26 protein-coding genes are annotated in these 25,896 nt (G+C 38.7%); 17 read left to right on the top strand and 9 right to left on the bottom strand.

What is annotated here, in order from left to right; translation table 11 throughout:
* Window positions 1-221: 221 nt before the first annotated feature.
* From ACYQ73_RS15370 to ACYQ73_RS15340, 7 genes are read left to right on the top strand one after another with little or no spacing between them, the layout of a single operon-like run.
* A complete protein-coding gene (locus ACYQ73_RS15370) occupies window positions 222-1,550 on the top strand; it encodes an LLM class flavin-dependent oxidoreductase (protein ID WP_460013297.1) in 1,329 nt (442 codons plus the stop codon).
* A gap of 46 nt (window positions 1,551-1,596) precedes the next feature.
* Window positions 1,597-2,610, top strand: coding sequence for an LLM class flavin-dependent oxidoreductase (locus ACYQ73_RS15365; protein ID WP_460013296.1), 1,014 nt, complete (start codon window positions 1,597-1,599; stop codon window positions 2,608-2,610).
* 13 nt (window positions 2,611-2,623) lie between these two features.
* The gene (locus ACYQ73_RS15360) at window positions 2,624-2,896 is read left to right on the top strand and encodes a glutaredoxin family protein (protein WP_460013295.1); all 273 of its coding nucleotides are present in this window, start codon (window positions 2,624-2,626) and stop codon (window positions 2,894-2,896) included.
* Between the two features lie 15 nt (window positions 2,897-2,911).
* Complete coding sequence (locus ACYQ73_RS15355) at window positions 2,912-3,736, top strand: transporter substrate-binding domain-containing protein (protein WP_460013294.1); 825 nt, start codon at window positions 2,912-2,914, stop codon at window positions 3,734-3,736.
* 26 nt (window positions 3,737-3,762) lie between these two features.
* Window positions 3,763-4,467: an amino acid ABC transporter permease gene (locus tag ACYQ73_RS15350; RefSeq protein WP_460013293.1), complete on the top strand. Its 705-nt coding sequence runs from the start codon at window positions 3,763-3,765 to the stop codon at window positions 4,465-4,467.
* An 11-nt stretch (window positions 4,468-4,478) separates the two neighbouring features.
* On the top strand, window positions 4,479-5,186 hold the full coding sequence (locus tag ACYQ73_RS15345; RefSeq protein WP_460013292.1) for an amino acid ABC transporter permease: 708 nt from the start codon (window positions 4,479-4,481) through the stop codon (window positions 5,184-5,186).
* A 32-nt stretch (window positions 5,187-5,218) separates the two neighbouring features.
* On the top strand, window positions 5,219-5,731 hold the full coding sequence (locus tag ACYQ73_RS15340; protein ID WP_460013291.1) for an N-acetyltransferase family protein: 513 nt from the start codon (window positions 5,219-5,221) through the stop codon (window positions 5,729-5,731).
* A gap of 195 nt (window positions 5,732-5,926) precedes the next feature.
* On the opposite strand, the gene ACYQ73_RS15335 is transcribed toward ACYQ73_RS15340, so the two are convergent.
* Window positions 5,927-7,306, bottom strand: a complete 1,380-nt coding sequence (locus ACYQ73_RS15335; RefSeq protein ID WP_460013290.1) for an FAD-binding oxidoreductase — start codon at window positions 7,304-7,306, stop codon at window positions 5,927-5,929.
* Between the two features lie 78 nt (window positions 7,307-7,384).
* Entirely contained in the window at window positions 7,385-7,594 is a 210-nt protein-coding gene (sspI, locus tag ACYQ73_RS15330; protein WP_100544862.1) for a small acid-soluble spore protein SspI, read from the bottom strand.
* A gap of 236 nt (window positions 7,595-7,830) precedes the next feature.
* On the opposite strand from sspI, the gene ACYQ73_RS15325 reads away from it, so the two are divergent.
* From ACYQ73_RS15325 to ACYQ73_RS15315, 3 genes are all read left to right on the top strand, one after another.
* Complete coding sequence (locus ACYQ73_RS15325) at window positions 7,831-8,352, top strand: sigma-70 family RNA polymerase sigma factor (RefSeq protein ID WP_460013289.1); 522 nt, start codon at window positions 7,831-7,833, stop codon at window positions 8,350-8,352.
* A 363-nt stretch (window positions 8,353-8,715) separates the two neighbouring features.
* Window positions 8,716-8,847, top strand: a complete 132-nt coding sequence (locus ACYQ73_RS15320) for a hypothetical protein (RefSeq protein ID WP_460013288.1) — start codon at window positions 8,716-8,718, stop codon at window positions 8,845-8,847.
* 204 nt (window positions 8,848-9,051) lie between these two features.
* Window positions 9,052-11,214, top strand: a complete 2,163-nt coding sequence (locus ACYQ73_RS15315) for a bifunctional diguanylate cyclase/phosphodiesterase (RefSeq protein ID WP_460013287.1) — start codon at window positions 9,052-9,054, stop codon at window positions 11,212-11,214.
* Window positions 11,215-11,291: 77 nt separating this feature from the next.
* On the opposite strand, the gene ACYQ73_RS15310 is transcribed toward ACYQ73_RS15315, so the two are convergent.
* The 4 genes from ACYQ73_RS15310 to ACYQ73_RS15295 form a co-directional block, all read right to left on the bottom strand.
* Window positions 11,292-11,663 (bottom strand): hypothetical protein, encoded by a 372-nt coding sequence (locus ACYQ73_RS15310; RefSeq protein WP_460013286.1) that lies wholly within the window; start codon window positions 11,661-11,663, stop codon window positions 11,292-11,294.
* A gap of 195 nt (window positions 11,664-11,858) precedes the next feature.
* On the bottom strand, window positions 11,859-12,050 hold the full coding sequence (locus ACYQ73_RS15305) for an H-type small acid-soluble spore protein (RefSeq protein WP_100544861.1): 192 nt from the start codon (window positions 12,048-12,050) through the stop codon (window positions 11,859-11,861).
* A gap of 12 nt (window positions 12,051-12,062) precedes the next feature.
* Window positions 12,063-12,224, bottom strand: coding sequence for a YfhD family protein (locus ACYQ73_RS15300; RefSeq protein WP_460013285.1), 162 nt, complete (start codon window positions 12,222-12,224; stop codon window positions 12,063-12,065).
* Between the two features lie 245 nt (window positions 12,225-12,469).
* A complete protein-coding gene (locus ACYQ73_RS15295) occupies window positions 12,470-13,885 on the bottom strand; it encodes a LysM peptidoglycan-binding domain-containing protein (protein WP_460013284.1) in 1,416 nt (471 codons plus the stop codon).
* 145 nt (window positions 13,886-14,030) lie between these two features.
* On the opposite strand from ACYQ73_RS15295, the gene ACYQ73_RS15290 reads away from it, so the two are divergent.
* Entirely contained in the window at window positions 14,031-15,377 is a 1,347-nt protein-coding gene (locus ACYQ73_RS15290) for an FAD-binding oxidoreductase (RefSeq protein ID WP_460013283.1), read from the top strand.
* Between the two features lie 76 nt (window positions 15,378-15,453).
* Here the strand turns inward: ACYQ73_RS15290 and ACYQ73_RS15285 are convergent, their stop codons facing one another.
* On the bottom strand, window positions 15,454-15,849 hold the full coding sequence (locus ACYQ73_RS15285; protein WP_460013282.1) for a (deoxy)nucleoside triphosphate pyrophosphohydrolase: 396 nt from the start codon (window positions 15,847-15,849) through the stop codon (window positions 15,454-15,456).
* Between the two features lie 939 nt (window positions 15,850-16,788).
* Here ACYQ73_RS15285 and ACYQ73_RS15280 point away from each other — a divergent pair.
* Window positions 16,789-17,553 (top strand): TrmH family RNA methyltransferase, encoded by a 765-nt coding sequence (locus ACYQ73_RS15280; RefSeq protein ID WP_427445818.1) that lies wholly within the window; start codon window positions 16,789-16,791, stop codon window positions 17,551-17,553.
* On the opposite strand, the gene ACYQ73_RS15275 is transcribed toward ACYQ73_RS15280, so the two are convergent.
* On the bottom strand, window positions 17,533-17,733 hold the full coding sequence (locus ACYQ73_RS15275) for a hypothetical protein (RefSeq protein WP_460013281.1): 201 nt from the start codon (window positions 17,731-17,733) through the stop codon (window positions 17,533-17,535). The genes ACYQ73_RS15280 and ACYQ73_RS15275 overlap by 21 nt on opposite strands.
* 470 nt (window positions 17,734-18,203) lie before the next feature.
* On the opposite strand from ACYQ73_RS15275, the gene pheS reads away from it, so the two are divergent.
* The 3 genes from pheS (at window position 18,204) to ACYQ73_RS15260 (ending at window position 23,885) form a co-directional block, all read left to right on the top strand.
* Window positions 18,204-19,241, top strand: coding sequence for a phenylalanine--tRNA ligase subunit alpha (pheS, locus tag ACYQ73_RS15270; protein ID WP_197144733.1), 1,038 nt, complete (start codon window positions 18,204-18,206; stop codon window positions 19,239-19,241).
* Between the two features lie 12 nt (window positions 19,242-19,253).
* Window positions 19,254-21,671 carry a phenylalanine--tRNA ligase subunit beta gene (pheT, locus tag ACYQ73_RS15265; protein WP_460013280.1) on the top strand — a complete coding sequence of 806 codons (2,418 nt, stop codon included), beginning with the start codon at window positions 19,254-19,256 and terminating at the stop codon, window positions 21,669-21,671.
* A 246-nt stretch (window positions 21,672-21,917) separates the two neighbouring features.
* Window positions 21,918-23,885, top strand: coding sequence for a methyl-accepting chemotaxis protein (locus ACYQ73_RS15260; RefSeq protein ID WP_460013279.1), 1,968 nt, complete (start codon window positions 21,918-21,920; stop codon window positions 23,883-23,885).
* 126 nt (window positions 23,886-24,011) lie between these two features.
* On the opposite strand, the gene rnhC is transcribed toward ACYQ73_RS15260, so the two are convergent.
* A complete protein-coding gene (rnhC, locus tag ACYQ73_RS15255; protein ID WP_460013278.1) occupies window positions 24,012-24,938 on the bottom strand; it encodes a ribonuclease HIII in 927 nt (308 codons plus the stop codon).
* Between the two features lie 133 nt (window positions 24,939-25,071).
* Here rnhC and zapA point away from each other — a divergent pair, with 133 nt between their 5' ends.
* Window positions 25,072-25,332 (top strand): cell division protein ZapA, encoded by a 261-nt coding sequence (gene zapA, locus ACYQ73_RS15250; protein ID WP_370075581.1) that lies wholly within the window; start codon window positions 25,072-25,074, stop codon window positions 25,330-25,332.
* Between the two features lie 5 nt (window positions 25,333-25,337).
* Entirely contained in the window at window positions 25,338-25,877 is a 540-nt protein-coding gene (locus ACYQ73_RS15245; protein ID WP_460013277.1) for a CvpA family protein, read from the top strand.
* Window positions 25,878-25,896: the final 19 nt, after the last annotated feature.

Raw genomic sequence — 25,896 nt, 5'->3', positions numbered from 1 at the left:
AAAGGAATGAATAAAGGATGTTAGCCTAAAACCTTCACATCCTGTGAAAACGGCTAACTGACCTGCATCGTGCAGGCCTGGGCACAATTCAAAATCCGGACGCAATTACGCCAAGGCGAAATTGATTTATTTATGGTTATTCATGAATAAAGTATTTTTTTAACTATAAAACATACTTAACCACTATGTTTAGTAAAAATAAAATTTGAGGAGGAACAAATATGGTGAGACAGGACAAAATTAGATTCGGGGCTATTATTCATGGTGTGGGTGGTAATATTTCAGGTTGGCGTCATCCTAAGGTGGCTAGCAATCAAAGTGTAAGCTTGCCGTTTTATATTCAGCAAGCACAAAAGGCTGAGCAGGGGAAATTTGATGTTGCTTTTATTGCAGATGGTTTGTTCATCAATGAAAAATCGATTCCTCATTTTTTAAATCGTTTTGAGCCAATAACAATTCTTTCGGCCCTAGCAGTAGCAACTAAAAACATCGGGTTAGTTGGTACTGTATCAACTTCCTATAGCGAACCATTTACTGTTGCACGCCAATTTGCCTCTTTAGATCATATTAGTGGGGGCCGTGCTGGGTGGAATGTTGTAACGACACCATTGGAAAGCACTGCCTTGAATTATAATAAATCCATTGAGCAGCATCCTAGTCATGCAGAGCGCTATCAAATTGCTGAGGAATATTTAGAAGTGGTAAAGGGTTTGTGGGATTCGTGGGAAGATGATGCTTTCATTGCAGATGTAGAAAATGATGTATTTTTCGATTCTGATAAGCTGAACACTTTAAATCATAAGGGCAACTATTTTTCAGTTCAAGGTCCGCTAAATATTGCTCGCTCTAAGCAGGGGCAGCCTGTTATTTTCCAAGCTGGTTCTTCAGATGCAGGTATTCGATTGGCGGCAAAGGATGCAGATGCAATTTTTACACATGGTGCGGCAATAGAAGAGTCACAGAAATTTTATAAAAGGGTGAAGACTGAGGTTGCAGCATTTGGACGCAATCCAGATGAAGTTAAAATTTTCCCAGGAATCTCTCCGATTATTGGCGATACGCTTGAGGAAGCGGAAGCGAAGTATCAGGAAATCGTTGAGCTTGTTTCGATAGAGCGTGCACTTGCTTATCTTGGCCGATATTTCGATCATCATGATTTTTCACAATATGATGTAGATGCACCGTTCCCAGAGCTTGGTGATATTGGAGCAAACAGCTTTAGAAGTACGACTGATTATATTAAAAAATATGCCAAACAAGAAGGGCTAACATTGCGACAAGTTGCGTTACGGGAAGCAACTCCCAAAACAGCATTCTTTGGTACAGCAGAGCATGTTGCTGACCTCGTGCAGGACTGGTTCGAGCAAGAGGCGGCTGATGGCTTTATTATAGGCGTTACTGTACCTGGAGCACTGGATGATTTTGTAGACAAGGTTGTGCCGATTTTACAAGCAAGAGGGTTATACCGTGAAGAATATGAGACTGACACATTACGGGGTAACTTAGGTTTACCATTTAAAGAAAGCCGTTATGTCAAACAGTCTGTCTAAAAACCTAGTAAATATATAAGAATAAATGTATTTAAGGAGGCAATGTATGAGCTATTCATTAGGTATATTAGATCAAAGTCCTATTATTGAGGACGCAACAAATGAGCAGGCCTTACAAAAAACAGTGGCTCTAGCACAAAAAGCAGAGCAATTGGGCTACTCACGTTTTTGGGTGTCAGAGCACCATAATACAGATACATTAGCGGGTTCATCGCCAGAGGTATTAGTATCTTATCTCCTTGCTAAAACAAAATCTATCAATATTGGGTCGGGTGGAGTGATGCTACAACACTACAGCCCATACAAGGTAGCAGAAAATTTTCATGTGCTCGCATCGTTGGAGCCAGGGCGAGTTGATTTAGGTATAGGAAAGGCACCGGGCGGTTTACCCCTCTCTACGAAGGCGTTGCAATATGGCACCCTCCATAAAGGTGAAGATTTTGAGGGAAGATTAACATTTTTACAGCAATTAATTGAGCAAACAATACCAGCAGAGCACGAGCTATATGGCGTACAGGCAACACCGATTCCAAAGGTAAAGCCAGCGTTATTTTTACTGGGAGCAAGTCCACAAAGTGCCGCACTTGCAGGCACACTAGGCATTGCGTTTGTCTTTGCGCGATTTATTAATAGTGATAATGATGTATTAGCACAAGCAGCTACAGCTTATCGCACGCATCATCCAAACGGTCATTTTGCCATCTCCATCGCAGCCCTTGCAGCCCCTACAAAAGAGGAGGCGAAAGAGCTGATTGGTGATCAAAAAATTACGAAGGTGCATTTAGCAAGTGGCAGAAGCCTAACATTACAATCGGTAGAGCTAGCAGAGAAATTTGGTCAGGAATCTGGAGAGTCATTTACGGTGAAGCAATATGATGCAGATATTTTATATGGGACTCCGGATGATATTAAAACGATGTTAGATGACTACCATGTGCGTTATCAAATTGATGAGTTTATTTTGCATACGCCTGTGTTGAAGGAATTTGAACGGGAACGATCATTTGAGCTATTAAGTCCATTGAATTTACATTTACAACAAAAAGAAGCGGTAAGCTAAGGAGGAAATGAACATGACAAAAAATATAGATGTAATTGTTTGGTCAAAGCAAGGCTGTAGTTATTGTGATGAAGTGAAGACATATTTACAACAACAAGGCATTTCTTACAAAATAGTGGATGTAACACATAATGATGCATTCCGTGACATCCTTGAAGTAAAGTATGGTGTCCGTTATGTTCCGGTTGTCGAAATTGGATCGAATGGTGTCTTTAAAGCAGTCACAGAGATTGGACTGGAGCATTTAAAAACAGCACTTGCTGTTGATATACCGTCGCACGCATAAGAAGAGAGGGATTCTATGAAAAAATTATCATGTTATTTACTATTGTTGCTAGCTTTACTTTTAACAGCTTGCACAAGTTCTGAAAAGTCCGAAGGGGATGCTAGTGAGAATAATCCAGCACAAGGCGGAAAGGGAGTTCAAAAAATTATTGTCGGTACCGGTACTCAATTTCCAAATATTTGCTTCATTGATGACAAGGGTAATTTAACAGGTTATGATGTGGAGCTTGTTCGCGCTATTGATGAGAAGCTACCAGAATATGAGTTTGAATTTAAAACGATGGAATTTTCAAATTTATTACTAAGTTTAGAGACAAGGAAGATTGACTTTGTTGCCCATCAAATGGAAGTCAATAGTGAACGAGAGGAGAAATTCCTCTTTAATAAAGAGCCATATAATGTGTTCCCATTAAAAGTAACGGTCAATGAAAAAAACAATTCTATTCAATCCATTGATGATTTGAAAGGGAAAAACGTTAGTGTTTCACCAACTAGTAACTCTGCTGTATTTATAGAGAAATACAATAAGGAGCATAATTTAGGCGCTAATATTGTCTATTCTTCTGGCTCAGTTGATGTTCACAATCAACTTGCGACAGGGCGAATCGATGCAATCATTACAACACCATTTGCAGTAAAGTACTATAACGAAAGCAATAAAGCACAAGAGAAGGTTGTAGGAGATGCTTTATTAAATTCAAAAGTGTACTTCTTATTAAATAAAGACGAGGTTGTCTTACAGGAGCGACTTGATGATGCTATTCGAGAATTAAAGGCAGAAGGCGTCATTAGTAAGTTAAGTAAGAAATGGCTAGGTGACGATTATTCGGTAGACTTCTAAACGAAATAGGAGAGGGAGAAGGAAGTATGGCTAATGACTTTGACTTCACACTAATTGCAAAAGTACTTCCAATATTGCTTCAGTATTTGCCAGTAACGCTCGAAATTTTAGTGTTCGCAATCTTTTTTGGCATGCTGCTTGGTATAGTAATCGCTATACCAAAGCTGCTACACATACCAGTTTTGAAGCAAATTATAACGATTTATATTTCGTTTATTCGAGGTACGCCGATTTTAGTGCAATTGTTTTTAGTGTTTTATGGTATACCAGCGTTATTAAAGCTTGTGCATATTGATGTAACAAGAATGGATGCTATGTATTTTGTAATTATTACTTATACGTTGAGCAATGCTGCATCGTTTGCTGAGATTTTTAGAGCGGCTATTTTAACAGTTGATCGTGGACAAATGGAGGCAGCTTATTCAGTTGGATTAAGTGGAATACAGGCCTTTCTACGTATTGTGCTCCCTCAGGCGATTCGTGTTGCCTTCCCAAATATGGCAAATACGATGATTAGTTCATTAAAGGATACTTCTTTAGCATTTTCAATTGGTGTCATGGATATGGTAGGACGTGGAGAAACACTTATCGCTTCAACGACAAGGGCGCTAGAGATATATTTGGCGCTGTCCATCGTTTATTATATCATTGTTTTGCTGTTAGAAAAGGGTTTAAAACTAAATGAACGATATCTTAATCGATATATGCCAAAGGAAGCTGCATCTAGCTAGGGGGAAATGTTATGACAATAGATTTTGCTTTTATTTTTGAAGCTTTAATAGAAATTAGTAAAGTATTGCCGTTAACTTTGTTCATGACAGTTACGCCTGTTTTATTAGGCATTTTAATCGGCATAATAGTTGCTTTTGTGCGGATACAACAAACGAAAATAATCGCACCATTGTTGAATTTTTACGTTTCTTTTTTTAGAGGCACACCAATCATTATGCACATTATGCTTGTTTATTTTGGAATACCAATTGTGGTTGATGTCATTGCAAAAGCTTTAAAGATAGAGTATCAATCAAGCTCTATCCCTATTTTATTTTTTGTTATTTTGGCTTTGACGCTAAGTGCAGGAGCTTACGCCTCCGAAATAATTCGGTCCGGTATTTTAAGTGTACCTAAGGGACAGCTAGAGGCAGCTTATGCAGTCGGTTTAACATTTTCACAGGCGATGCGACGCTATATATTACCCCAAGCATTTAGTAAATCCATACCTAACTTCACAAATGTTTTTATTGGGTTCTTACATGCCACATCACTAGCTTTTTTCCTTTCAGTTAAAGAGTTAACAGGAGTTGCGAATATCGTTGCTTCTATTAATTTAAAGTTTCTGGAGGCATTTATCGCTGTCGGGTTAATTTATTGGAGTGTTTCAGCTATCGTCGAATGGCTGGCACATCGTATTGAAAAAAGAGTAACTGCCTATAGTAGGGGTGGCATTTAAATAGAGTTTATTAATAGGAAGGGGATTGAACGATGACAGTAGCTGAAATAGTGATTGAGCATTTGAAAGAGGAAGACTATGCAAGGTATTTAGAGGTTCTAGTAGAGAGTTATGCACAATATGAAAAAGAATATGAAAACCCAGAGGACTGGGCTTCATACTTAAGTGATATTCGCGCATCTGTCGGTAATCCTAATGCAGAGGCAATTTTAGTGGCAAAGCGCGGTGATGAGATTTTAGGGGGACTGCAATTATTTACAGATTCTGAAAAAGCATATGGTTTGCCAGAGCTTAACATACAGTCTACGATTGTGCGCTTACTCGGTGTGCATCCTAATGGAAGAGGGCTAGGTGTTGCAAAAAAATTATTGCATGAAAGCTTCGCCTTTGCACGCAATCGTCAGGATCAAGCATTATATTTGCACTCGGGTGATATTATGCAGGCTGCTATTAATCTTTACTTATCGCTAGGCTTCGTAAGAGATGAATCTAAAGAATTTAATAAGGGAGATAAGCTAGTAAAAAGCTTCCGCTATAATTTATAAAAAAGAGAGGCTGGGACAAATGTGTTTCAGCCAACAAAAAATACCGAACTATCCAATGAAACTCTCATGAAGTGTTTCGGGATAGTTCGGTTTTTCTATTTATCGTGTTTTGTTCATTTAGAGATTATTCGGCTTTATGAAGGAACCATTTAGTTATGTCCCAGCCCCTTTATATGTTTGAACGTAATAATAAGTTTACATGCTGAAAATTTTCCCTGGATTCATAATATTATGTGGATCAAGTGCTGCCTTTATGCTCTTCATCACTAATAGAGATGTACCGTGCTCTGTAGATTGATATTTCATTTTTCCAATACCAACACCATGTTCACCAGTGCAAGTGCCACCACGCAGTAAAGCAAAGTGCACAATATGTTCATTGAAGCGGTTGGCTTTTTCATGCTCCTCAGCATCGTTTGGATCTAACATTAACAAGGCATGGAAGTTACCGTCTCCAACATGACCTACAATTCCACCTGCAAGACCAACTTCCTCAAGCTGTTCACGAGCATATAAAACGGATTCAGCAAGCGTAGATATTGGCACACAAACATCGGTCGACATAAGCTTTTTCCCTGGATAGGCATGGATATATGCATAGGCCAATGAATGGCGTGCCTCCCAAAGCGTATTACGTGCAGCATTGTCTTGTTCAAATTCAACAGAAAGACAGCCAAAGTCCTCAAAAATTTCTTTAGCAAATTCTATATCGGCATGCATACCTGCTTCATTTCCGTGAAATTCTAAAAATAGTGTTGGTTTTTCATCATAGGATGTTTCATTATAAATATTTGCTTGTTTGATAGAGGTTTCATCGACCAGTTCAACACGGCCAATTGAAATGCCCGCTTGCAACAATGCGGTTACTGCACTGACAGCATCGCCAACTGTCGCAAAAACTGCACGTCCCGCCGTCACAAATTCGGGTATACCATAGACTTGTAAAGTTAATTCTGTAAAGCAACCTAGTGTACCCTCAGAGCCAATGAAAAGGCCATTCAAGTGATAACCAGAAGAGGATTTTGCTGCTAAGCTACCGGTATGAATGACTGAACCGTCTGCGAGTACAACCTCTAAATCTCGTACTTGATCGCGCATAACACCATACCGCACTGCTGTTGTCCCGCTGGCATTAGTTGCTGCCATTCCACCAAGTGTAGCATCAGCACCAGGGTCAACTGTGAATTGAAGTCCATGTTTTTTTAATTCTTTATTCAATTGAGCACGTGTTACACCCGGTTGTACTTTCACAAGCAGGTCATCTGGTCGAATTTCTAAAATAGCATTCATTTCAGAGAAATCGATAGAAATACCATTTGCAATGGGAATTGCATTTCCTTCCAAGCTTGAGCCAACACCAAAAGGTACGACTGGTACACGTTCCGCATGCGCAATTTTTAAGATGGCACTGACATCGGCCGTGGAACGAGGGAAGACAACGATATCTGGTAAGCTCATTGTATGATGAGATTCGTCCCTTCCATGTAGCTGCCGCACCGTTTCGTTTGTTGACACCTGTTCTTCAGATAAAACCTTTTTTAGTTGATTTACTATTAATTCTACAGCAACAGTCATTCCAATCCCTCCTAATTTTCTGATAAGTTAAACTTTATCATGCATTTATTGGAAATGGAATGAACTGTCTATAAAAAATTAGTGAGCAAAGACTTTTTCAAGTTTTTGAACAAATGCATCCTGCTCAGTAGGGCTAGATTGCTGCCACCATTTTTCAAAAAACACACCAAGCCCTGGAAGTAAATGCTCTTCACCACGGCTAATTGCATCTTCGACAATATCCTTAAATTCGGCCGCTGATTGACCATGTACGTTTGTCGTTATCGCATCTCTTATTTGAAAATTCATCTATTTCGCCTCCTTAGTAGTAATTTTGTCCAACCTTTTAAGAAATATGTATAGTATGACAGTTAAAAGATATGATTTTTTAAATATCATACTGTTGTTATGTATAAATATTAAAAAGGACTTATAAAGATTCTATGGTTATATTGACAAAAGAGCTGTTCGACACCTCCTTGTATAGTAATTAAGATGAAGGCACCTAGGAATAATGGACTGTGCACAGTCGACAGGACAATAAGATGACAACACAGCATAAAAAACAGTTATCTCCTGAGCAACCATTTGATGAAGTATTAGAATTAGTCCAACCGATGATAACGTCGATTTTGTTAAGGTGCCGCATTTATAAGGATTTTGAGTATTATCGTCATATAGCATCCATAGCGGTGTGGGAGGCTTGGCGTAAAGCAGATCAATCAAAAGGGCTGTTTTCTGCTTATATTTATACAACCGTTAAAGGAGAAATTTTAAAAGAGCTTTCAAAGGAAAAGAGTTTTGAAAATAATCATACACCTATGGATAATGACACGATAAATTATATTCGAGATCATGAAATGAGTGAAATAAGTCCAGTTCTTACAGAATGCATTATGTCTCATTTAAAATTTGAAGAAAGAAAAATATTACTCCTTTTTTATGTAGATGGTTATAGTTACTTGGAAATAGCTAAAGAACTAGGTTTATCTGTGGACGCAGTTAAAAAAAGACGCACAAGAATAATGATTAAGCTTCGCGAGTTATTATATTCTAAAGACGAATAGTGCGATAAGCATTAAAGGTATGCTAATATCAAATCTGAATATTGGCATACTTTATCAATTATGCCTAGGCATAATTGCGTCTGGAATCGGCTTTGTGCTTAGGGCTGCAGATGTTTTTTTGTGGGAAAGCGCAGTGTTAACGTAGCGCAGCAACAGATGTTTTTTGTGCGAAAGCGCAGTGTTAACGTAGCGGCAGCAACAGATGTTTTTTGTGCGAAAGCGCAGTGCTAACGTAGCGCAGCAACAGATGTTTTTTGCGCGAAAGCGGCAGGATGCAGGTCAGTTAGCCTTTATCGCATGGATGCGATAAAGGCTAACATCCTATATGAACTTCTTTCCATTCTGTGACATCCGCCGGAGGCTTTGGGCCAACATGATGTTGGTCACTCAGTCGTTGCCACAGGACGTGGCGTTCTTAGACTGAGTTCCTCTATTTCAGCGGATGTCTTTTGTGCCGAAAGCGTAGCGACAGGCACAGATGTTTGGATACACTGAAAAGTGATTTAAACCCGCATTCATCTCACCACCTATAGAGGTGGGAGACATTTGCTGAAAGAAGGTATAGTTGCATACAAATTCCAATAAAAATGCTATGATTTGTAAGAAGTCAAAGAAAAATACAATTTTTAATGTTATATTTCCTTTGGGTAGATCATATTACCTATCTAATTTTATATATATTGGTATGGAGGGTTTCTGTTGGAGAATTGGTTGAAACAATTAGAGATAGAAAAGAAAGAGATTCGGTATGTAGTATTGCCACTATTGCTAGTGTTGCCATTATTAGGTTTAAGTAATCAGGTATTTGGTTCTTTTAATGAAGAAAGTTACATTTGTTTGAACTTGATTATACAAATACTAATTATTGTGTTTACAATGGCAATCGCTATTCAATCTTGGCTCGTTTTTTCACACTTATTATCGAGTCAAACATTATACATAGGTAATTTATTTTTTATCATCGCCTTGTTTGAATTAGTGAGCTTGGTTATCGCTCAATATCCAAAGGCTGATACACTATATTTGGAAATATGGTTGGATTTAATAATGCGTTTATGCTTATCAATCGGTTTTCTTTTTATTATTTTAAAGCCAAAAAAACGCTTAACGATGAATGATCGTTATTATACATATAGCAGTTCCTTATTATTTGTACTACTGAGCCTTTTTCTAGTGTATCTCTCCTCAAAATATTTTGTACTTGAAGAACAATTGTTGCTGAAAGCAAGCGCTATTGTTCATATAATGTCTGCTGTCTTACAAGGTGTAACGATAGTGGTTTTAAGTAAATATATAAAAAAGTTGCCAAAACGAGTTATGTGGCTTATTAGCGCAGCAACTTATTTAATTGTTAGTGATGTTTTCTTTGCGTTCATCAAAGATTTGAAATCAATTTGGGGCTTTTCAGCATTAATTTATCAATTTTTCGCATTCTACTTTTTCCTAAAAGCCATTTATTATACAACTGTTGAAAAACCATATAAACAACTTTTAAAAATAAAGCGAGATCTCGAGCATTCGCAGCAGGAGCTTCATTTTCAAGCTTATCATGATGATATTACTAAGCTTCCAAATGAACATTTATTATTGAAAACATTAAAAGAGGATTTACACGACAATAGTCATCAAAAAGCAATCATTGCTATTGAGATTGATCGCCTTGCTGCTATTAGCTCATCTATAGGTATTAGCTATTCTAATACAATGATGAAGCTCGTAGCTGAGAGAATTCAAGCTATTTTACCCCCTCATTATTTTGCTACAAAGCTTCGTGAGGGACAGTTTATTATTTATATTAATCATGTGAAGACAAGAGAAGAGTTGCTACAATTTTGCTTGAACTTGAAGAGTGCTATGAAAAAACCATTACAAGTACAACTATTTCCGCTCAACGGAAATCTTAATATTGGCATTGCCCTGCATGAAGAAGATTGCTCAGGTGAAGAGCTTTTAATGCACGCGCAGTTAGCGATGAGGGAAGCGGGTCAAATACCTCAAAGAGTTCTTTTTTATAAGCCATATATGTCAAATGGCATTGCTGATCGTATATTGATTGAGCAAGAGCTCCATAAAGCATTAGCTAATGAAGAATTTTACTTGGATTTTCAGCCTCAAGTAAATTTAAAAACGGGTAAAATTGAATCGGTAGAAGCGCTAGTACGTTGGCGTCATCCTACCCGTGGATTTGTTTCACCTGAGTTGTTTATCCCAATTGCAGAAGAATCTGGTCTAATTATTCCTTTAGGAAAATGGATTTTAGAAATGGCGTGCACTCAAGCGAAGACATGGAAGGAGCAAGGTTTGCCACCAATGAAGGTTGCTGTGAATATATCCATTGGACAGTTATTCCAGCAAGATTTAGTGCAAATGGTGCAAGAAATCTTACAACGTACAAATTTGGAACCTAAATATTTACAATTAGAAATTACAGAAAGTATGACGATGAACATTGATCAAATAACTCAGCTACTTCATGAGTTAAAGGCAATTGGTATTCAAATTGCAGTTGATGACTTTGGGACAGGCTATTCGTCGCTTTCATATTTAAAAGATTTTCCAATCGATTGTTTAAAAATTGATCGGGCTTTCGTTCGAAATATACAGCATAATTCAAATGATAAAGCGCTCGTTTCTATGATTTTATCAATGGCGAAGCATTTGAGATTAAAGGTTGTTGCTGAAGGAATTGAAGAGGTAGAGCAGCTTGCGTTCCTGATTGACGGTAATTGCGATTATATTCAGGGTTATTTATTTAGTAAGCCAATTTCTGCTGAACAAATTTCTAATAACTTCAAAGAGTTACACAATCGAGCAAGTGATATTTTAACAGAGTTTAAATTCGAAGAGGATTACGTAATTTAAAATTAAATCTTAATGTTGGCGATATTTGAGGTTATTAATTTCATGGAGTAAGCAGTTATTAGTGTTTGTATGAAATGTCAAAAAACCCCTTCGTAAGAGCGATTTCCGTCCCGGGCTACTCGCTTTCCTGTGAGTAAGTGCCGAGCCGCTTCCTTCGCTTTGTTGCTGCCGCTACGGTTACTCTTCAAAATAGACTTATAACAGTTAAGGCAATTGTATATCTGTAGCCGTATAAATATTATTGTAGTTTTGTCACTATAATTAAAGTGACATGCAAGAAGATACACACTATGCGGAGTGTTTGATTGGAGTGGAGGCTGGGCGACTCCTTGGGGATCAGCGATAGAGGAACGAAGGCTAAAACCATCACGTCCTGTGATAACGCCTTCGTGACCAACATCGTATTGGCCCGAGACCCTGGAGCGAGCAACGCGAGTGAAGCGGCTCATCGGACACCCCCAAGAAGCTCTGCTCTGCGCGAAAGCGAAGCGTCAGCGGCAAAGCGCCCAGCCGGAACGGAAATCAAACACTAGATTTGCCGAAATGCCATACTTTATCTAAAAGGAATTTTATTGACATAATAAACATGAAAACTGCTTACTTCAGCCAAAGGAAGTAAGCAGTTTTTTTATTTGATGGTAAGTCTAATGTACGAGGTACTCTTCCTTTAATTCTCCTATGTCCACTTCGGATCGTTCCTCTAAAGAACGACGTAAATGGACAGTTGCAGTTTTACCATCATCATGAAGTTTGTCAATCCAAATAGATACGCCATTATAACTTACTTCATATTCTTTTGGTGAGGCGACAATTTCTTGTGCACGTGTGTAATCCACTTGAAGGCCCCCTTATTTTTTCGTTTTGCCTTCTTTAGTGACTGAATTAATCATGTTCATAAATTCTTGAGAAAATTCTTCACTAGCTTTGTCTGGCGCTATTTTTTGGTTTTTTGGCGTTTGAGGCAATGACCCTTTGTTGGCGCTTTTACCTTGTTTATTGTCTCTTCCCATGTTTAGTTTCTCCTTTCGTTTTGATATTTCTTAATATGGCTTTAAATTGATTTTTTATCATGGGAAAAACTAGGGAAAGGAAAGAATATATTGTATAAATGTATAGAACTTTTTGAGTTAATAGATCTGCCTTAAATGCGCATACTATGCCATAATATCGCCTTCGTAATCAACAACTTTTTGACCAAAGTGGTTCATTGGACACTCACTGAAAACTGCTTGGTCTACCAGAAATCACCCCATGTTTATAATGAAACCTTTTTGATGGCAAAATCATTATTTAATAGTGCCCAGTTTTGAGGGAAAGGAAAACCTAACGCCCAATAGCTAATACCTCGAAGATTATATTCCTTCGTCATGTCAAACTTAGCTTGTGCACTTCTAGCATCTTCAAACCATACCTCATGATTTTTACCTTGTTCATCAACATAACGGAAATACGGTGATTGTGCGGTCCTATCATATTGAATAGTTGCGCCATGTTTTATTGCTCTGTTAAGGGCTTCCTGAGAGCTGAATGTTTCTGCCTCTTGACCTTTAACATGCGGTAGAAGCCAATCGCGAGCATAAATTTGAAAGCCTAAAAATATTTTGTTAGCAGGCATAACTGATAAAGCATATTCCACAACTTTTCTCATCTCGTTAATGGGTGAAATGGCTTGTGGTGGGCCAAGTCGGTATCCCCACTCATATGTCATCAAAATGACAAAGTCTGCAATTCTTCCGTGTGCTTCATAATCATGTGCCTCATATAATGTTCCTGCCTGCGTTGCGCTCGTTTTTGGCGCAAGTGCCGTTGATACTAGGAATCCTTTTGGGTGAAGACGATCAACAGCTAATTGGAGGAAAGTGTTGTAATTCTCTCGATCTGCTGGAAGAACGTTTTCAAAATCAACGTTTAGAACTTTATAGCCCTTTTCCTCCATCACTTGCAAAGTATTGTTGATAACCTTTTCCCGTAAATCAGCACTAGATAAAATAACATGTGATAAGTTGGAACCTGCTTCTGTGGAAGAGAAATTCGTAAGGGTCAACATAGGTGTAATGTTTTTGGCAACAGCTGCATCGATCATTTCTTTATCCTTTATAGGCTGCAGTGTACCATCCTCCTTCACCATATAAGCAAAGGGACTAAAATAAGTGAGTAGATGACCAATTGCGTTAATCGATTGTACGGCTTCTTTAGGCTCTTGATACGTATAAGCATTTACTTCAATGGAAGGCTTTGCTCTCGGAATAATCAAATGCGCACCAGCATAAATCATGTTTGGATCTGAAATTTCATTTTCTAAAACAATTGCTTGAACAGTCGTTCCATATTGTGTAGCAATTTGCGATAGAGTTTCTCCTGGCAGCACAATATGTGTAGTAGGTGGAATAATTAGTCTAGTTCCAGGCGTTAAAACATCTGGATTCGTTAAATGATTTTCTGTGATAATCGATTGCATAGTCACCCCATAATGTTGGGCGATCGACCATAAGGTGTCACCCCTTTTTACAATATGGGTTGTGTAGGGAGAAGGGATAACAAGTGATTGCCCGATTACTAATTGATCTGGATTAGATAAAGCGTTTAATTGGATAATGGAATTGATAGGTACAGAATAGCTATTTGCAATTTGCCAAAGTGTTTCACCAGCACTCACAACATGAATAATCATAAGGACACCTCCATAGTGGTTTCAATATAGCATCATATGTATGAATAAAGAGAATGAGCATTTATCTTTAATTTTTATATTCTTTCCAAGTGATAAGCATAGAATAAAACATATGCATGGCATCATTAGTGAGAGGAGTTGTATGTTGAAGAAAGTAAAGCTCACAGGAAGAATTGTTACCCCTGAAGATCCGGACTATGAGCAAGCAAGAACAAATAATAACTTAAATGATCCCAAATTTCCGAGTATCATTGTATTTTGTCGCCATACAAAAGATGTGATCAACGCATTAAGATGGGCGAGAGAAAATAATGAATCATTTCGAATTAGAAGTGGAAGGCATAACTATGAAAATTATTCATTATTAAATAAAGGTCTTGTTATAGATGTTAGTGATATGAATGACATAACAATTAACCGGCAAGATATGACAGCGAGAATTGAAGCAGGCGCTAATCTAGGAAAAGTGTATCGGGTATTATGGGAAAATGGTTTTACAATCCCGGCAGGAACTGAAGGTAGTGTAGGGGTTGTTGGTTTAACACTTGGTGGCGGAATTGGTATGCTATCGCGTCCATTTGGGCTAACATGTGACAATTTACTTGAACTTGAAATGGTTGTTGCAAGTGGTCATGAAGGGGCTGAAGTAATCCAAGCTGACAAGGAGAAAAATAGTGATTTATTTTGGGCAAGTTGTGGAGGGGGCGGTGGGAATTTTGGCATCGTTACAGCTCTTACATTTAAACTGCATCCTATTTCTAACGTATCGATTTTCTCCATTACATGGGGATGGGAAGATTTTGAACGAGCCTTTGACGCATGGCAAAAATGGGCGCCATATACAGATGAACGCTTGACCTCACAGATTGAGCTTAAATCTAAGAAAGTGGGCGAAATTGTTGCTCAAGGTGAGTTTATAGGTACAGCATCTGAGTTAAAGAAACTACTCCGTTCATTAAGGAAAACAGGTTCACCAACGAATATATGGATAAAGGAAGTACCGTATATTAAAGCTGTAGAATTTTTTGACTTGCCGAGTGGCAATAAACCAGCCTTTCGTAAAAGATCTGGATCCTTTATTGAAAGACCATTCCCTCATGCTGCCATTGTACAAATGAAAGAATTTTTATCGAACGCTCCAAATAGAGATACGACCATTTGGCAACAATCTCTTAGAGGTGCGGTAAGCCAAATTGCGTCAAACCGAACAGCTTATTATTATAGGAATGCTTTGATTGCTCAGGAGTATAATACTTCATGGAAAAAGGCTAAAGAAGAGAAAAATATTCAGTGGGTGGAGAATTTAAGAAGGGCTTTGTCACCTTACACTGCTGGTGATTATGTGAATTTTCCAGATCGTTTTATAAAAGATTGGCCAACTGCCTATTATGGTCGTAACCTTAGAATGCTTAGAGAAGTAAAGGGAAAATACGATCCATTTAATGTATTTCATTTTCCTCAAAGTATTCCGCCAAAGAAAAGATGGCTTTAAATGAGGAACAATAGAAAAAAGAGCAGAAACCACAGAGGGGAATCTGCTCTTTTCTTCCGCATTTACTGCCCATAGACTATTTTTCCGCAAGTATTTTATTGATCGAGGGAATATCAGCAGGAGCAAAGTTAAGATTTAGGAGTTCATTTCGAGGAACCCATCTAATTTCAGTATGTTCTAGCAGGACCGGCTCGCCCTTTGTAATCGACGCTTTAAATGTTTCTAAGCGTACGATAAATTTTTCATATTCATAAATGGTATCCTCAACCTTTTCCTCAACTTGTATAGAGCAATTAAATTCCTCTAATATTTCACGAGATAAAGCTTGCTCAGGCGATTCGCCCTCTTCGATTTTTCCGCCAGGGAACTCCCAATAATTTGCTAGTACCATATTAGGATTTCTTAACGCACAAAAAATTTCATGCTTATCATTTTCGATAATTGCACCTACTACATGTACATTTTTTTTCATTCATTTTCACCCTTAAGTTTATTTATATCTTAGCCATCCCAAAAATGGGAATTGAATTGCATTTTAAAAATATTGAAAATTATAACATGTATTTCCGAATTTCCCCATTATCTAGTATGGAATAATTTTGCTTATTTCCATAGCGTGGGGTTGATTTCCGTTCCGGCTGGGCGCTTTGTAGCTGTCGCTTTGCTTTCGCTACAGAAAACATTTGTTGCTGCCGCTTCGCTTTCGCGCAGAGCAGAGCTTCCTGGGGGCGTCCGATGAGCCGCTTCGCTTCGCTCCAGGGTCTCGGGCCAACACGAGGTTGGTCACGAAGGCGTTATCACAGGACGTGATGGTTTTAGCCTTCGTTCCTCTATTGCTAATCCCCAAGGAGTCGCCCAGCCTCCACTCCAATCAACTTATTCACATGGTATACGTTTTAACAAAATGTCATCCCAAAATACAGATGATGGCAAAATATCTTAGCATGTATGGCTCATCGTAATAGCGTGGGGGGCTCCACCTGCACATTAATTCTTTTATTATAAAGGAAAGCGTGACTAAAATAATAGTGTGATACATTGCGTTGTTTGGAGAAGCATCATTCGACTCCTGTGGGAGAGCGAGACAGACGAGACCCCGCACAAAGCGAAGCGTAGGAGGAGGCTCGACGCTCGCCCGCGGAAAGCGAGCGGAATGCTTCGGAAAACAACAGTAGAGTCACAGTGCCAAATGAAAAAAGCGAGGTATTCAACGATTTAATCGTTGAATACCTCGCAATGTGAGAAGATATAGACTTTTTCAGTGCCCTCGTTCCGTCTAGGGGGCTTTTTTTGCTAATGATTGGTAAATGGAGAGATAACAATTAAACTGTTTTTTGCATGACTATGTAATTTATCGTTTTCTACTGTATAATAATGAACAATATATAGGAAAAAGGCGGTACGAGGTACGATGAAAAGAATTGAATCTACGCAAAATGCGTTAGTGAAATATTGGAAGAAGCTTGCGACAACACGTAAAGAGCGTGAAAGATCTGGAGAATTCCTAGTAGAGGGATTCCACTTGGTAGAGGAAGCGTTAAAAAATAACGAGCAGGTGCTACAGCTAATTGTACGTGAAGGTGTAGATTTACCAATGCTTTGGCCGATTGATAATGTAGCGGTAGTTGAAGTAACAGCGGCTGTTGCCAAAGAGTTTGCTGAAACGGAAACATCTCAAGGTGTATTTGCAGTTTGTAAGCAACCTTTGTTAGAAGAAGATGTAATGGCTTCGTGGCGCAAGGTGCTACTAATTGATGCCGTCCAAGATCCAGGGAATATTGGGACGATGATTCGTACTGCGGATGCAGCTGGTTTAGATGCAGTCATACTTGGTAAGGGCTGTGCGGATTTATATAATCCTAAAACGCTTCGCTCTGCACAGGGCTCACATTTCCATATTCCTGTCCTTCGTGGTGATTTAGAGGAATGGATTGAGCAGCTACAAGATAATGGTGTACCAGTATTTGGAACTGCTTTAGATGAGGATGCAGTTGTCTATAATGATATTGAGCATACTGGTGCATTCGCGATAATGATGGGGAATGAAGGTAGTGGCATTCATCCACAACTACTTTCAATGACAGATCAAAATATTATTATTCCAATTTTGGGACAAGCGGAGTCTCTAAATGTAGCAGTGGCAACAGGAATCGTTTTATATGGATTTGTTAAGTAGGTAATAAAAGTAATTAAAACTGAAATAATAAGGAAATATTAAAATTGAGCCATCACTAAAAGTTATAGATAACATATTTAAATATATGTACTGTATATTAGTTGATTGGAGTGGAGGCTGGGCGACTCCTTGGGGATCAGCGTCACAGATGAGACCCTGCAGCGAAGCGAAGCGGCTCATCGGACGCCCCCAGGAAAGCGCCCAGCCGGAACGGAATTCAACCACACGTTTTGGTGATGAGCCTAAAATTGCCGATAAAACCATCAATATCTACTGTAATAGGCACATGGCTCTTGATTTGAATTGGTATAGTATTGTATAATCACTGTTAAAATGTAAACTAAAATGCTTTGACCGGGAAGTAGTAAAGATTGTGAATGGACGACAGGGAGCGCAGGCCGGAGATTGAGAGCTAGCGCCGTACCAATGCAGTTTTGAATTCATCCCGCGAGCAGCTACCGGGACCAGCAAAATGCTGTAAAGGTATGCCGGCTTTAATCTAGTCGTTATGTCAATGAAGTGATTGCTAGGAATTTGCCTTGCAATAACTAGGGTGGTACCGCGAATATGTCCTCGTCCCTTTTTTAGGGGCGAGTTTTTTTATGCCATCAACAAAATTGGCATGGATTTGAACAAGGAGGGTTTATTACATGGAAGAGCAATTAAAGCAATTAGAGCAAGAAGCACTTGCTAAAATTGAAGCGGCAGCAAATTTAAAGGAATTAAATGATGTGCGAGTAGCATATCTAGGAAAAAAAGGACCTATCACGGATTTATTAAAAGGGATGGGGAAATTATCAGCTGAGGAACGCCCAAAAATGGGTGCCTTAGTCAATACGGTTCGTGAAAATGTAACTGCTGTATTAGAGGAAAAGGTAACTGTGCTAGAGGAAGCAGCAATTGCTGAAAAATTAGCAAGTGAGTCGATTGATGTCACTTTACCTGGCCGTGAAATTAAAGTTGGCAATCGTCATCCATTAACACGTGTTATTGAAGAAATTGAAGATTTATTTATCGGGATGGGTTATGAAATTGCCGAAGGTCCAGAAGTGGAAAAGGATTATTATAACTTCGAGGCACTGAATTTACCGAAGGGCCACCCTGCTCGTGATATGCAAGATTCGTTCTATATTTCCGAGGAAATATTATTACGTACGCATACTTCTCCTGTGCAAGCTCGCACGATGGAAGAGAAGAAGGGTGAATCCATTCGCATTATTTGCCCAGGGAAAGTATTCCGCCGTGACAACGATGATGCTACACACTCGCACCAATTTATGCAAATTGAAGGGTTAGTGATTGGTGAAAATATTCGCATGAGTGACCTTAAAGGTACGCTTGATACATTAGCGAAAAAAATGTTTGGTGCGGACCGCGAAATTCGACTTCGACCAAGCTTCTTCCCATTCACAGAGCCATCTGTTGAAATGGATATCTCTTGCTTCAAATGTGGTGGTTCTGGCTGTAACGTATGTAAAGGTACGGGCTGGATTGAAATTTTAGGGGCTGGTATGGTACATCCAAATGTACTTGAAATGGCTGGCTATGATCCGAAGAAAGTGTCAGGCTTTGCATTTGGTATAGGTGCTGAACGTATCGCAATGTTGAAATATGGTGTCGACGATATTCGTCATTTCTATACAAGTGACACACGTTTCTTATCACAATTCGAGCGAACAGAGGCGTAAGGGGGATAAAAAATGTTAGTATCATTAGATTGGTTAAAAGATTATGTAAGTACACAGGATTTAACACCTGAGGAGTTAGCTGAAAAAATTACGCGCTCTGGAATTGAAGTAGATGCAGTAATTGACCGTGCTAACGCAATGGATAAAGTTGTTGTCGGCCATGTCGTATCAAAAGAGAAACATCCTGAAGCGGATAAATTAAATATTTGCCAAGTGGATGTTGGTGAAGCTGAACCACAACAAATTATTTGTGGTGCTCCAAACGTTAATGCTGGTCAAAAAGTTATTGTCGCTCGCCCAGGTGCACATTTACCAGGCGGCATTAAAATAAAAAAAGCAAAACTTCGTGGACATGAATCAAACGGTATGATTTGTTCATTACAAGAGTTAGGAATCGAAGGAAAACTTGTTCCTAAAGCATATTCTGAAGGTATTTATGTGCTTCCTGCAGATGCTGAGGTCGGCTCGGATGCCCTTGCTATTTTAGGTTTACGTGACACAGTGTTAGAGCTTGGTTTAACACCAAACCGTTCAGACGCACTGTCAATGCTAGGTGTGGCGTATGAAGTTGGCGCAATTCTATCTGAAGAAGTGAAGTATCCAGAAATCGCCTACAGCACATCTTCTGAAAAAGCAGAAGACATGTTAAAGCTTCGAGTAGAAGATTTACAAGCAAATCCAATGTATGTAGCAAAAGTTGTGAAAAACGTAAAAATCGCGGAATCACCGATGTGGCTACAAAATCGCTTAATGGCTGCAGGCGTACGCCCACATAATAATGTTGTCGATGTAACGAACTACATTTTAATGGAATACGGTCAACCGCTTCATGCCTTTGACTATGATAGTCTTGCAACAGGTGAAATCGTAGTGCGTAAAGCAACAGAAGGCGAAAAAATTACTACTTTAGATGACCAAGAGCGTACATTAAAAGCAACAGATTTAGTCATTACAAATGGCAAAGAGCCAGTAGCTATCGCAGGTGTAATGGGTGGTGCAAACTCTGAAGTAAATGATTCTACAACAACGGTTGTCATCGAATCTGCTTATTTCGACGGTTTAACTGTACGTCAAACATCACGTCATCTTGGACTTCGTTCAGATGCTTCTGCTCGCTTTGAAAAGGGTGTTGACCCTAACCGTGTATTACCTGCTGCAGAACGTGCTGCAGCACTACTAGCTGAACTAGCTGGCGGTGAAGTGTTAGAGGGAACATGCATCGTGGATGAACTAGATAAATCACCAGCACGTGTTGTCGTTTCTCCAGATTTTATTAATGAACGTTTAGGTATGAAAATTTCGTTAGAAGAAATGTTGACTATTTTAGAGCGTCTTAAATTTGGCGTAGAAGCAGCAAATGGTTTACTAATCGTTGATGCGCCAACACGCCGTCAAGATATTAAAATTGAAGAAGATATCGTAGAGGAAATTGCTCGTTTATACGGCTATGATGAAATCCCGATGACGTTACCAGAGGGAGCAAACCAAGTAGGTCGTCTAACGCCATATCAAGCAAATCGTCGTGTAGTTCGTAGTTACATGGAAGGGGCAGGTCTTTACCAAGCTGTCACTTACTCATTAACTTCAGATGCATTGTCACAACGCTTTGCATTGAAAGCTGAGCCGGTAACACGTTTACTAATGCCGATGAGCGAGGACCGTTCAACACTACGTCAAAGTCTTATCCCGCATTTAATTGAAGCGGCTGCTTATAATGTTGCGCGTAAGGCTGACAATGTGGCACTTTATGAAATTGGTTCCGTATTCCTTGGTCAATCAGAAGAGGGGCTACCATATGAGGAAGAGCATGTGGCAGCAGTAGTAACAGGAAAATGGCTTGACCATGCTTGGCAAGGTGAGAAAAAAGCAGTAGATTTCTTCGTCTTAAAAGGCATTGTAGAAGGTGTTATTGGTAAGCTTGGTTTAGAGGATCGTATTTCATTTGTGAAAGCTGAAGTAGATGGATTACACCCAGGCCGTACTGCTAGCATCCTTTTAGACGGTGAACAAGTCGGCATTATCGGTGGATTACATCCAGCAGAGCAAAAAGCATGGGGTGTAAAAGACACATATGTAATGGAAATGAATCTAGTAACATTATTAAATGCTACTGCAAAAGAAGCACCTCTTGGTTATACACCAGTGCCTCGCTTCCCAGCGATGTCTCGTGATATTGCACTTATCATGGACCGTACAACAACAGCTGGAGAGGTTATTGCTGCGATTCGCTCAGCAAACGTGAAATTATTGAAAGACGTTCGTGTATTCGACGTATATGAAGGTGAAAAAATGGAGGCTGGTAAAAAATCAGTGGCATTCTCCCTAACATACTTCGATCCAGAACGTACTTTAACAGATGAAGAAGTTGTGGCAGCACATAACAAAGTGTTAAAAGCTATTGCAACAATTGAAGGTACAGAAGTACGCTAATTTAATAAATTTTATGTGAGCTGTCTCTTAATGAGGCAGCTTTTTGATTTGTTAACATCATGCACAGTTACAAGTAGTTTTTGCAGGAAGTGTGAGAGAAATAAAGCGCTAGGAGAAGACTTAAAGTTAATTCACATCTTTAAGTGTTTCGTAATATTTAGAAATAACAAAAAATAAATTTTTGATCTATATTATGTGTATAGTATAATTTGGATAGAAAATTTTACTATTGGGGTGGTAGTTGTTATGAAAAATCATCAAAAAAGAAGAGGCCTTTCCGTGCGAGCCCGATTAATATGGGCGTTTACTTTGACACTTTTAATCCCCAGTATTGCTATTGGTACGTTTTCATATTTGAAGGCTTCTGATCAATATTACAAGGAATTAAGTAATAGCTCGCGCGAAAATGTCGATTTGTTAAATACACTAATTTCAAATGAAATATCACCTATTCAAAGTGATGTGGAGTATTTAGCTGCTTCTTTTAATAAGAATGTGCAAGAGGCAGATGCTTTAAAGGAATTAGAAAAATATAATGCATTACATAGCAATGTCTCTGTTGTCAATTTAGCCATTGAGGGGCACAAATTTATGCGTGAACCATATGCTAAATCCTCAGCTGATTATGATCCATTTACGCGACCATGGTACTTAAAGGCTATTGAATCACCAGGTAAAAGCGTTATGGTTGATCCATATAAATCAACGATTACAGGAGAATTAATACTAGCAGTATCGGCTGGTTTACAGGACCGTTCAGGAGTTATTTCTATTGGTCTAAATTTAAACGGGATTTCCGAGCTAGTGAAAACAGTGGAAATTGGTGATAATGGCTATGCTACATTAGTAAACGCCAATAATCTTATTATTGCTGATCCACAATTAGAGGTAGGATCGGAGCTCAAAAAGTCATATTTAGAAAAGATGCAAGGAAAAGAAGAAGGTAGTTTTACCATTAAAGAAGATGGAAGAGAGCATCAAGTGTTTTTTACTACCAATAAACTAACAGGTTGGAAAATTATCGGTACTATGGATTTGGCAGATGTTGCAACTGTCACAAAACCAATATTAACAAACACAATGATAGTTATTGTCATTGCTTTAATCGTATTTGGAATCATTGGTGCTTTCATTATAAGAACAATCATTCAGCCATTAAATAAGTTGTCAACAGTAGCTGAGCAGGTAGGAGACGGTGATTTACGTAATTTAATTGAAATTAAAAGACATGATGAGATAGGTAAATTGGCGGATATATTCAATAAAATGATTCTATCTTTACGTGGTGTAGTTGGTAACATTGGTGAGGAATCAAATCAGTTAGCTGCATCATCGGAGGAACTTACAGCAAGTACATCCGAAAATAAACGAGCTACATCGCAAATTGTTGATTCCATTCAAACATTTGCTGAAACGGTTGATTTGCAAGCCGAAACAATTAATGATAGCACTAACGCTGTACTTGAAATGTCTTCATCCATTCAACAAATTGCAGTAAAGTCCGATACCGTTAATGAGATGTCGAATAAAGCAATGGAGGCTGTTGTAATAGGAGACAAAACTATTCAAACGGCAATTGGCCAAATGAAAATGATTCAAAGTACTGTCCAAGCACTTGAAAACACCGTACAAACACTAAGTGAACGTTCTAATGAAATAGGACGTATTGTAGAGGCAATTACGCAAATTGCTGATCAAACCAATCTTTTAGCTTTAAATGCTGCAATAGAAGCTGCTCGTGCAGGTGAGCATGGAAAAGGTTTTGCAGTTGTTGCTGATGAGGTGCGAAAGCTTGCTGAGCAATCCGCACAATCAACAATGCAAATAAAAGATATCATTGATTATATTCAAACCGATACAAAACTAGCGGTTGAATCAATGGCTGCTGGTTCAGCTGAGGTATTAAAGGGAATTGATGTCACAAATATGGCAGGAAAGTCATTCAAAGAAATTAGTGATAATGTACAAAGCGTAACCTATGAAATAGGACAAATTTCAGAGACAGCAAAAGTTATTTCTGAACATTCCAATCAAGTGGCAGTGGGAATTGAAAGTGTGCTTCAGCGAACAAATGAAAATACAGCAAGTGCACAAAATATTTCCGCCGCAACAGAGGAACAGCTTGCTTCTATGGAAGAAATCGCTGCATCGGCTGAAGCCCTTGCTAAAATGTCTGAAAATCTACAACAAACCATTAGACAGTTTAAATATTAAGCTAAAAAAATCGGATCATAATAAGTTTTTGATATAAAGAATTTCGCTAACTACAGTAGAGAGCAAGTTGTGGTAACTTGTAATCTGCTGGCGTATAGCGAAATTTTTTTGTCTATTAGACCAACTTTATTTCATCTTTTTAGCTTTCTCAGTATTCGCAAAATGCCATTTCGTAATGGAGCGTAAAAATCCCTCACCTTGTTTCCGCCAAATGCGTGCTGCTAACGCATCTACTTTCGCTGAAGCTCCCTTCAACAACTCTATCCCAGCAATCTCACTCAGGCGGTCCATTTCTTTTAAAAATGCAGCACGCGCTAATATCGATGCAGTTGCTACGGAAAGATGTAATTGCTCGGCCTTCGTAGAAAATAGCACATCCTCTCGAACAATATCTCGTTCATTTTTTAAGTAATTGTAATAAACGCCGCGTTCCGCAAACTGATCTATCAAAATATGTTCTGGTTTTTCGGGCGCCATTTTTGCCAGTGCACTTTTAAGTGCCCGATTGTGCATCATAGCTTTCATCTTACCCTGAGAGTAGCCTCGTGCTTGTAATTCGTTATATTTTTCGTTGCGAAGTACAAGCACACTATGGACACAAGCGGCACGTAAATCGGGCGCTATTTTACGCATGTAATCATCTGTTAGCATTTTTGAGTCCTTGACACCAAGTTCGTTTATAAGCGCAATTTTTGACGATGGGACATATACGGCTGCAACTGTTATTGGACCGAAATAATCACCAGTACCAGTTTCGTCTGAGCCTAGCACCGACATCGTAGCAAAACCTTCTGGAAGAACGTCGCCCTTTGCGCCTATCGAAGATGATTTTTGTGTGTTTTTTACTTCTATGTTTCCCCAGCGTGCAGCTTCTCGCTCAGCTCCTCCCCCTTGGAACATTAATTTACCTGATTTATACATTGTAATTGCTGTATCTGGGAGTTTTGCGGCAAAGATTACACCTGGAGCTTTACGCTCTACAAAATGGTTTGCATAGTAAGACATCACCTCTTTTTGTATATTTGTTGATATGGAAAGTACAATATTTGACATTTACTCATTCCTTTCTGTCCTCGTTGTTCACAATTTTATACCTTTCATGGTATGATAATAAATAGCTTTTTTGTGTAAGCTGCTCACAATCAAAAAATTCGTGAGCACAAAAATTTTAAAGGAGGGTGCGACTATGGAAAATCAAGAAAAGAATAAAATTTCTGTGGAAATCTACGGTCATACATATAAAATGGTCGGCTCTGAATCCATGGGACATATGCGACTTGTCGCTTCGATTGTTGATGACCGTATGCGCGAAATGAATGTACATAATCCCTCTCTTGATAGCACAAAGCTTGCCGTTCTTACAGCAGTAAATACCGTTCACGATTATTTACTATTAAAAGAACAAATGGAACAACTAGAAGAAGAATTGAAAAAATTAAAGGGTTGAAGTGAATGTTAGATTTAATCATATTAGCGGTTCTATTAGCCGGTCTCATCGTTGGAGCAAAAAGAGGTTTCATTGTACAGATGATGCATATCGTTAGCTTTATAGTTGCGTTAATTGTTGCGTATATCTATTATAAACCATTAGCACAAAAATTTGTGTTTTGGGTTCCGTATCCAGGTGTAACAGATTCAGGTAGTCTTGGAGTAGTTATTGATAGCCTGGATTTAGACCGCACTTTTTACCGTGTCATTGCCTTTGCAGTCATTTTCTTCGCGGTGAAAATTACATTGCAAATTGTGGCGTCGATTTTTGATTTTATAGCGTATTTACCTGTGCTAGGTACAGTGAATCGCTGGCTTGGAGCATTGTTTGGCATGATTGAAAACTATTTAATTATGTTTATTTTGCTGTACATTCTTGCTTTATTGCCAGTTGCTTCTATTCAAAGTTTAATGTCGAAGTCGTTGTTAAGTGGTCTCATTTTGGAACACACCCCAATTATTACGAGTATGTTCCAAAATTGGTGGTATATTTATATGCAATAGCAAACTGTGCACTTCTCTC

The organism is Lysinibacillus sp. CTST325 (genome assembly GCF_054665055.1).
Note: the sequence above shows the minus strand (reverse complement) of the source record. Positions and strands in the feature narration are given on the sequence as shown.

Excerpts from the sequence above, each read along its gene's own strand:
- ACYQ73_RS15370 (WP_460013297.1), top strand. The coding sequence starts at position 222 with ATGGTGAGACAGGACAAAATTAGATTCGGGGCTATTATTCATGGTGTG.
- ACYQ73_RS15365 (WP_460013296.1), top strand. The coding sequence starts at position 1,597 with ATGAGCTATTCATTAGGTATATTAGATCAAAGTCCTATTATTGAGGAC.
- ACYQ73_RS15360 (WP_460013295.1), top strand. The coding sequence starts at position 2,624 with ATGACAAAAAATATAGATGTAATTGTTTGGTCAAAGCAAGGCTGTAGT.
- ACYQ73_RS15355 (WP_460013294.1), top strand. The coding sequence starts at position 2,912 with ATGAAAAAATTATCATGTTATTTACTATTGTTGCTAGCTTTACTTTTA.
- ACYQ73_RS15350 (WP_460013293.1), top strand. The coding sequence starts at position 3,763 with ATGGCTAATGACTTTGACTTCACACTAATTGCAAAAGTACTTCCAATA.
- ACYQ73_RS15345 (WP_460013292.1), top strand. The coding sequence starts at position 4,479 with ATGACAATAGATTTTGCTTTTATTTTTGAAGCTTTAATAGAAATTAGT.
- ACYQ73_RS15340 (WP_460013291.1), top strand. The coding sequence starts at position 5,219 with ATGACAGTAGCTGAAATAGTGATTGAGCATTTGAAAGAGGAAGACTAT.
- ACYQ73_RS15335 (WP_460013290.1), bottom strand. The coding sequence starts at position 7,306 with ATGACTGTTGCTGTAGAATTAATAGTAAATCAACTAAAAAAGGTTTTA.
- sspI (WP_100544862.1), bottom strand. The coding sequence starts at position 7,594 with ATGAATTTTCAAATAAGAGATGCGATAACGACAAACGTACATGGTCAA.
- ACYQ73_RS15325 (WP_460013289.1), top strand. The coding sequence starts at position 7,831 with ATGACAACACAGCATAAAAAACAGTTATCTCCTGAGCAACCATTTGAT.
- ACYQ73_RS15310 (WP_460013286.1), bottom strand. The coding sequence starts at position 11,663 with ATGAGCCGCTTCACTCGCGTTGCTCGCTCCAGGGTCTCGGGCCAATAC.
- ACYQ73_RS15300 (WP_460013285.1), bottom strand. The coding sequence starts at position 12,224 with ATGGGAAGAGACAATAAACAAGGTAAAAGCGCCAACAAAGGGTCATTG.
- ACYQ73_RS15295 (WP_460013284.1), bottom strand. The coding sequence starts at position 13,885 with ATGATTATTCATGTTGTGAGTGCTGGTGAAACACTTTGGCAAATTGCA.
- ACYQ73_RS15285 (WP_460013282.1), bottom strand. The coding sequence starts at position 15,849 with ATGAAAAAAAATGTACATGTAGTAGGTGCAATTATCGAAAATGATAAG.
- ACYQ73_RS15280 (WP_427445818.1), top strand. The coding sequence starts at position 16,789 with ATGAAAAGAATTGAATCTACGCAAAATGCGTTAGTGAAATATTGGAAG.
- ACYQ73_RS15275 (WP_460013281.1), bottom strand. The coding sequence starts at position 17,733 with ATGAGCCGCTTCGCTTCGCTGCAGGGTCTCATCTGTGACGCTGATCCC.
- pheS (WP_197144733.1), top strand. The coding sequence starts at position 18,204 with ATGGAAGAGCAATTAAAGCAATTAGAGCAAGAAGCACTTGCTAAAATT.
- pheT (WP_460013280.1), top strand. The coding sequence starts at position 19,254 with ATGTTAGTATCATTAGATTGGTTAAAAGATTATGTAAGTACACAGGAT.
- ACYQ73_RS15260 (WP_460013279.1), top strand. The coding sequence starts at position 21,918 with ATGAAAAATCATCAAAAAAGAAGAGGCCTTTCCGTGCGAGCCCGATTA.
- rnhC (WP_460013278.1), bottom strand. The coding sequence starts at position 24,938 with ATGTCAAATATTGTACTTTCCATATCAACAAATATACAAAAAGAGGTG.
- zapA (WP_370075581.1), top strand. The coding sequence starts at position 25,072 with ATGGAAAATCAAGAAAAGAATAAAATTTCTGTGGAAATCTACGGTCAT.
- ACYQ73_RS15245 (WP_460013277.1), top strand. The coding sequence starts at position 25,338 with ATGTTAGATTTAATCATATTAGCGGTTCTATTAGCCGGTCTCATCGTT.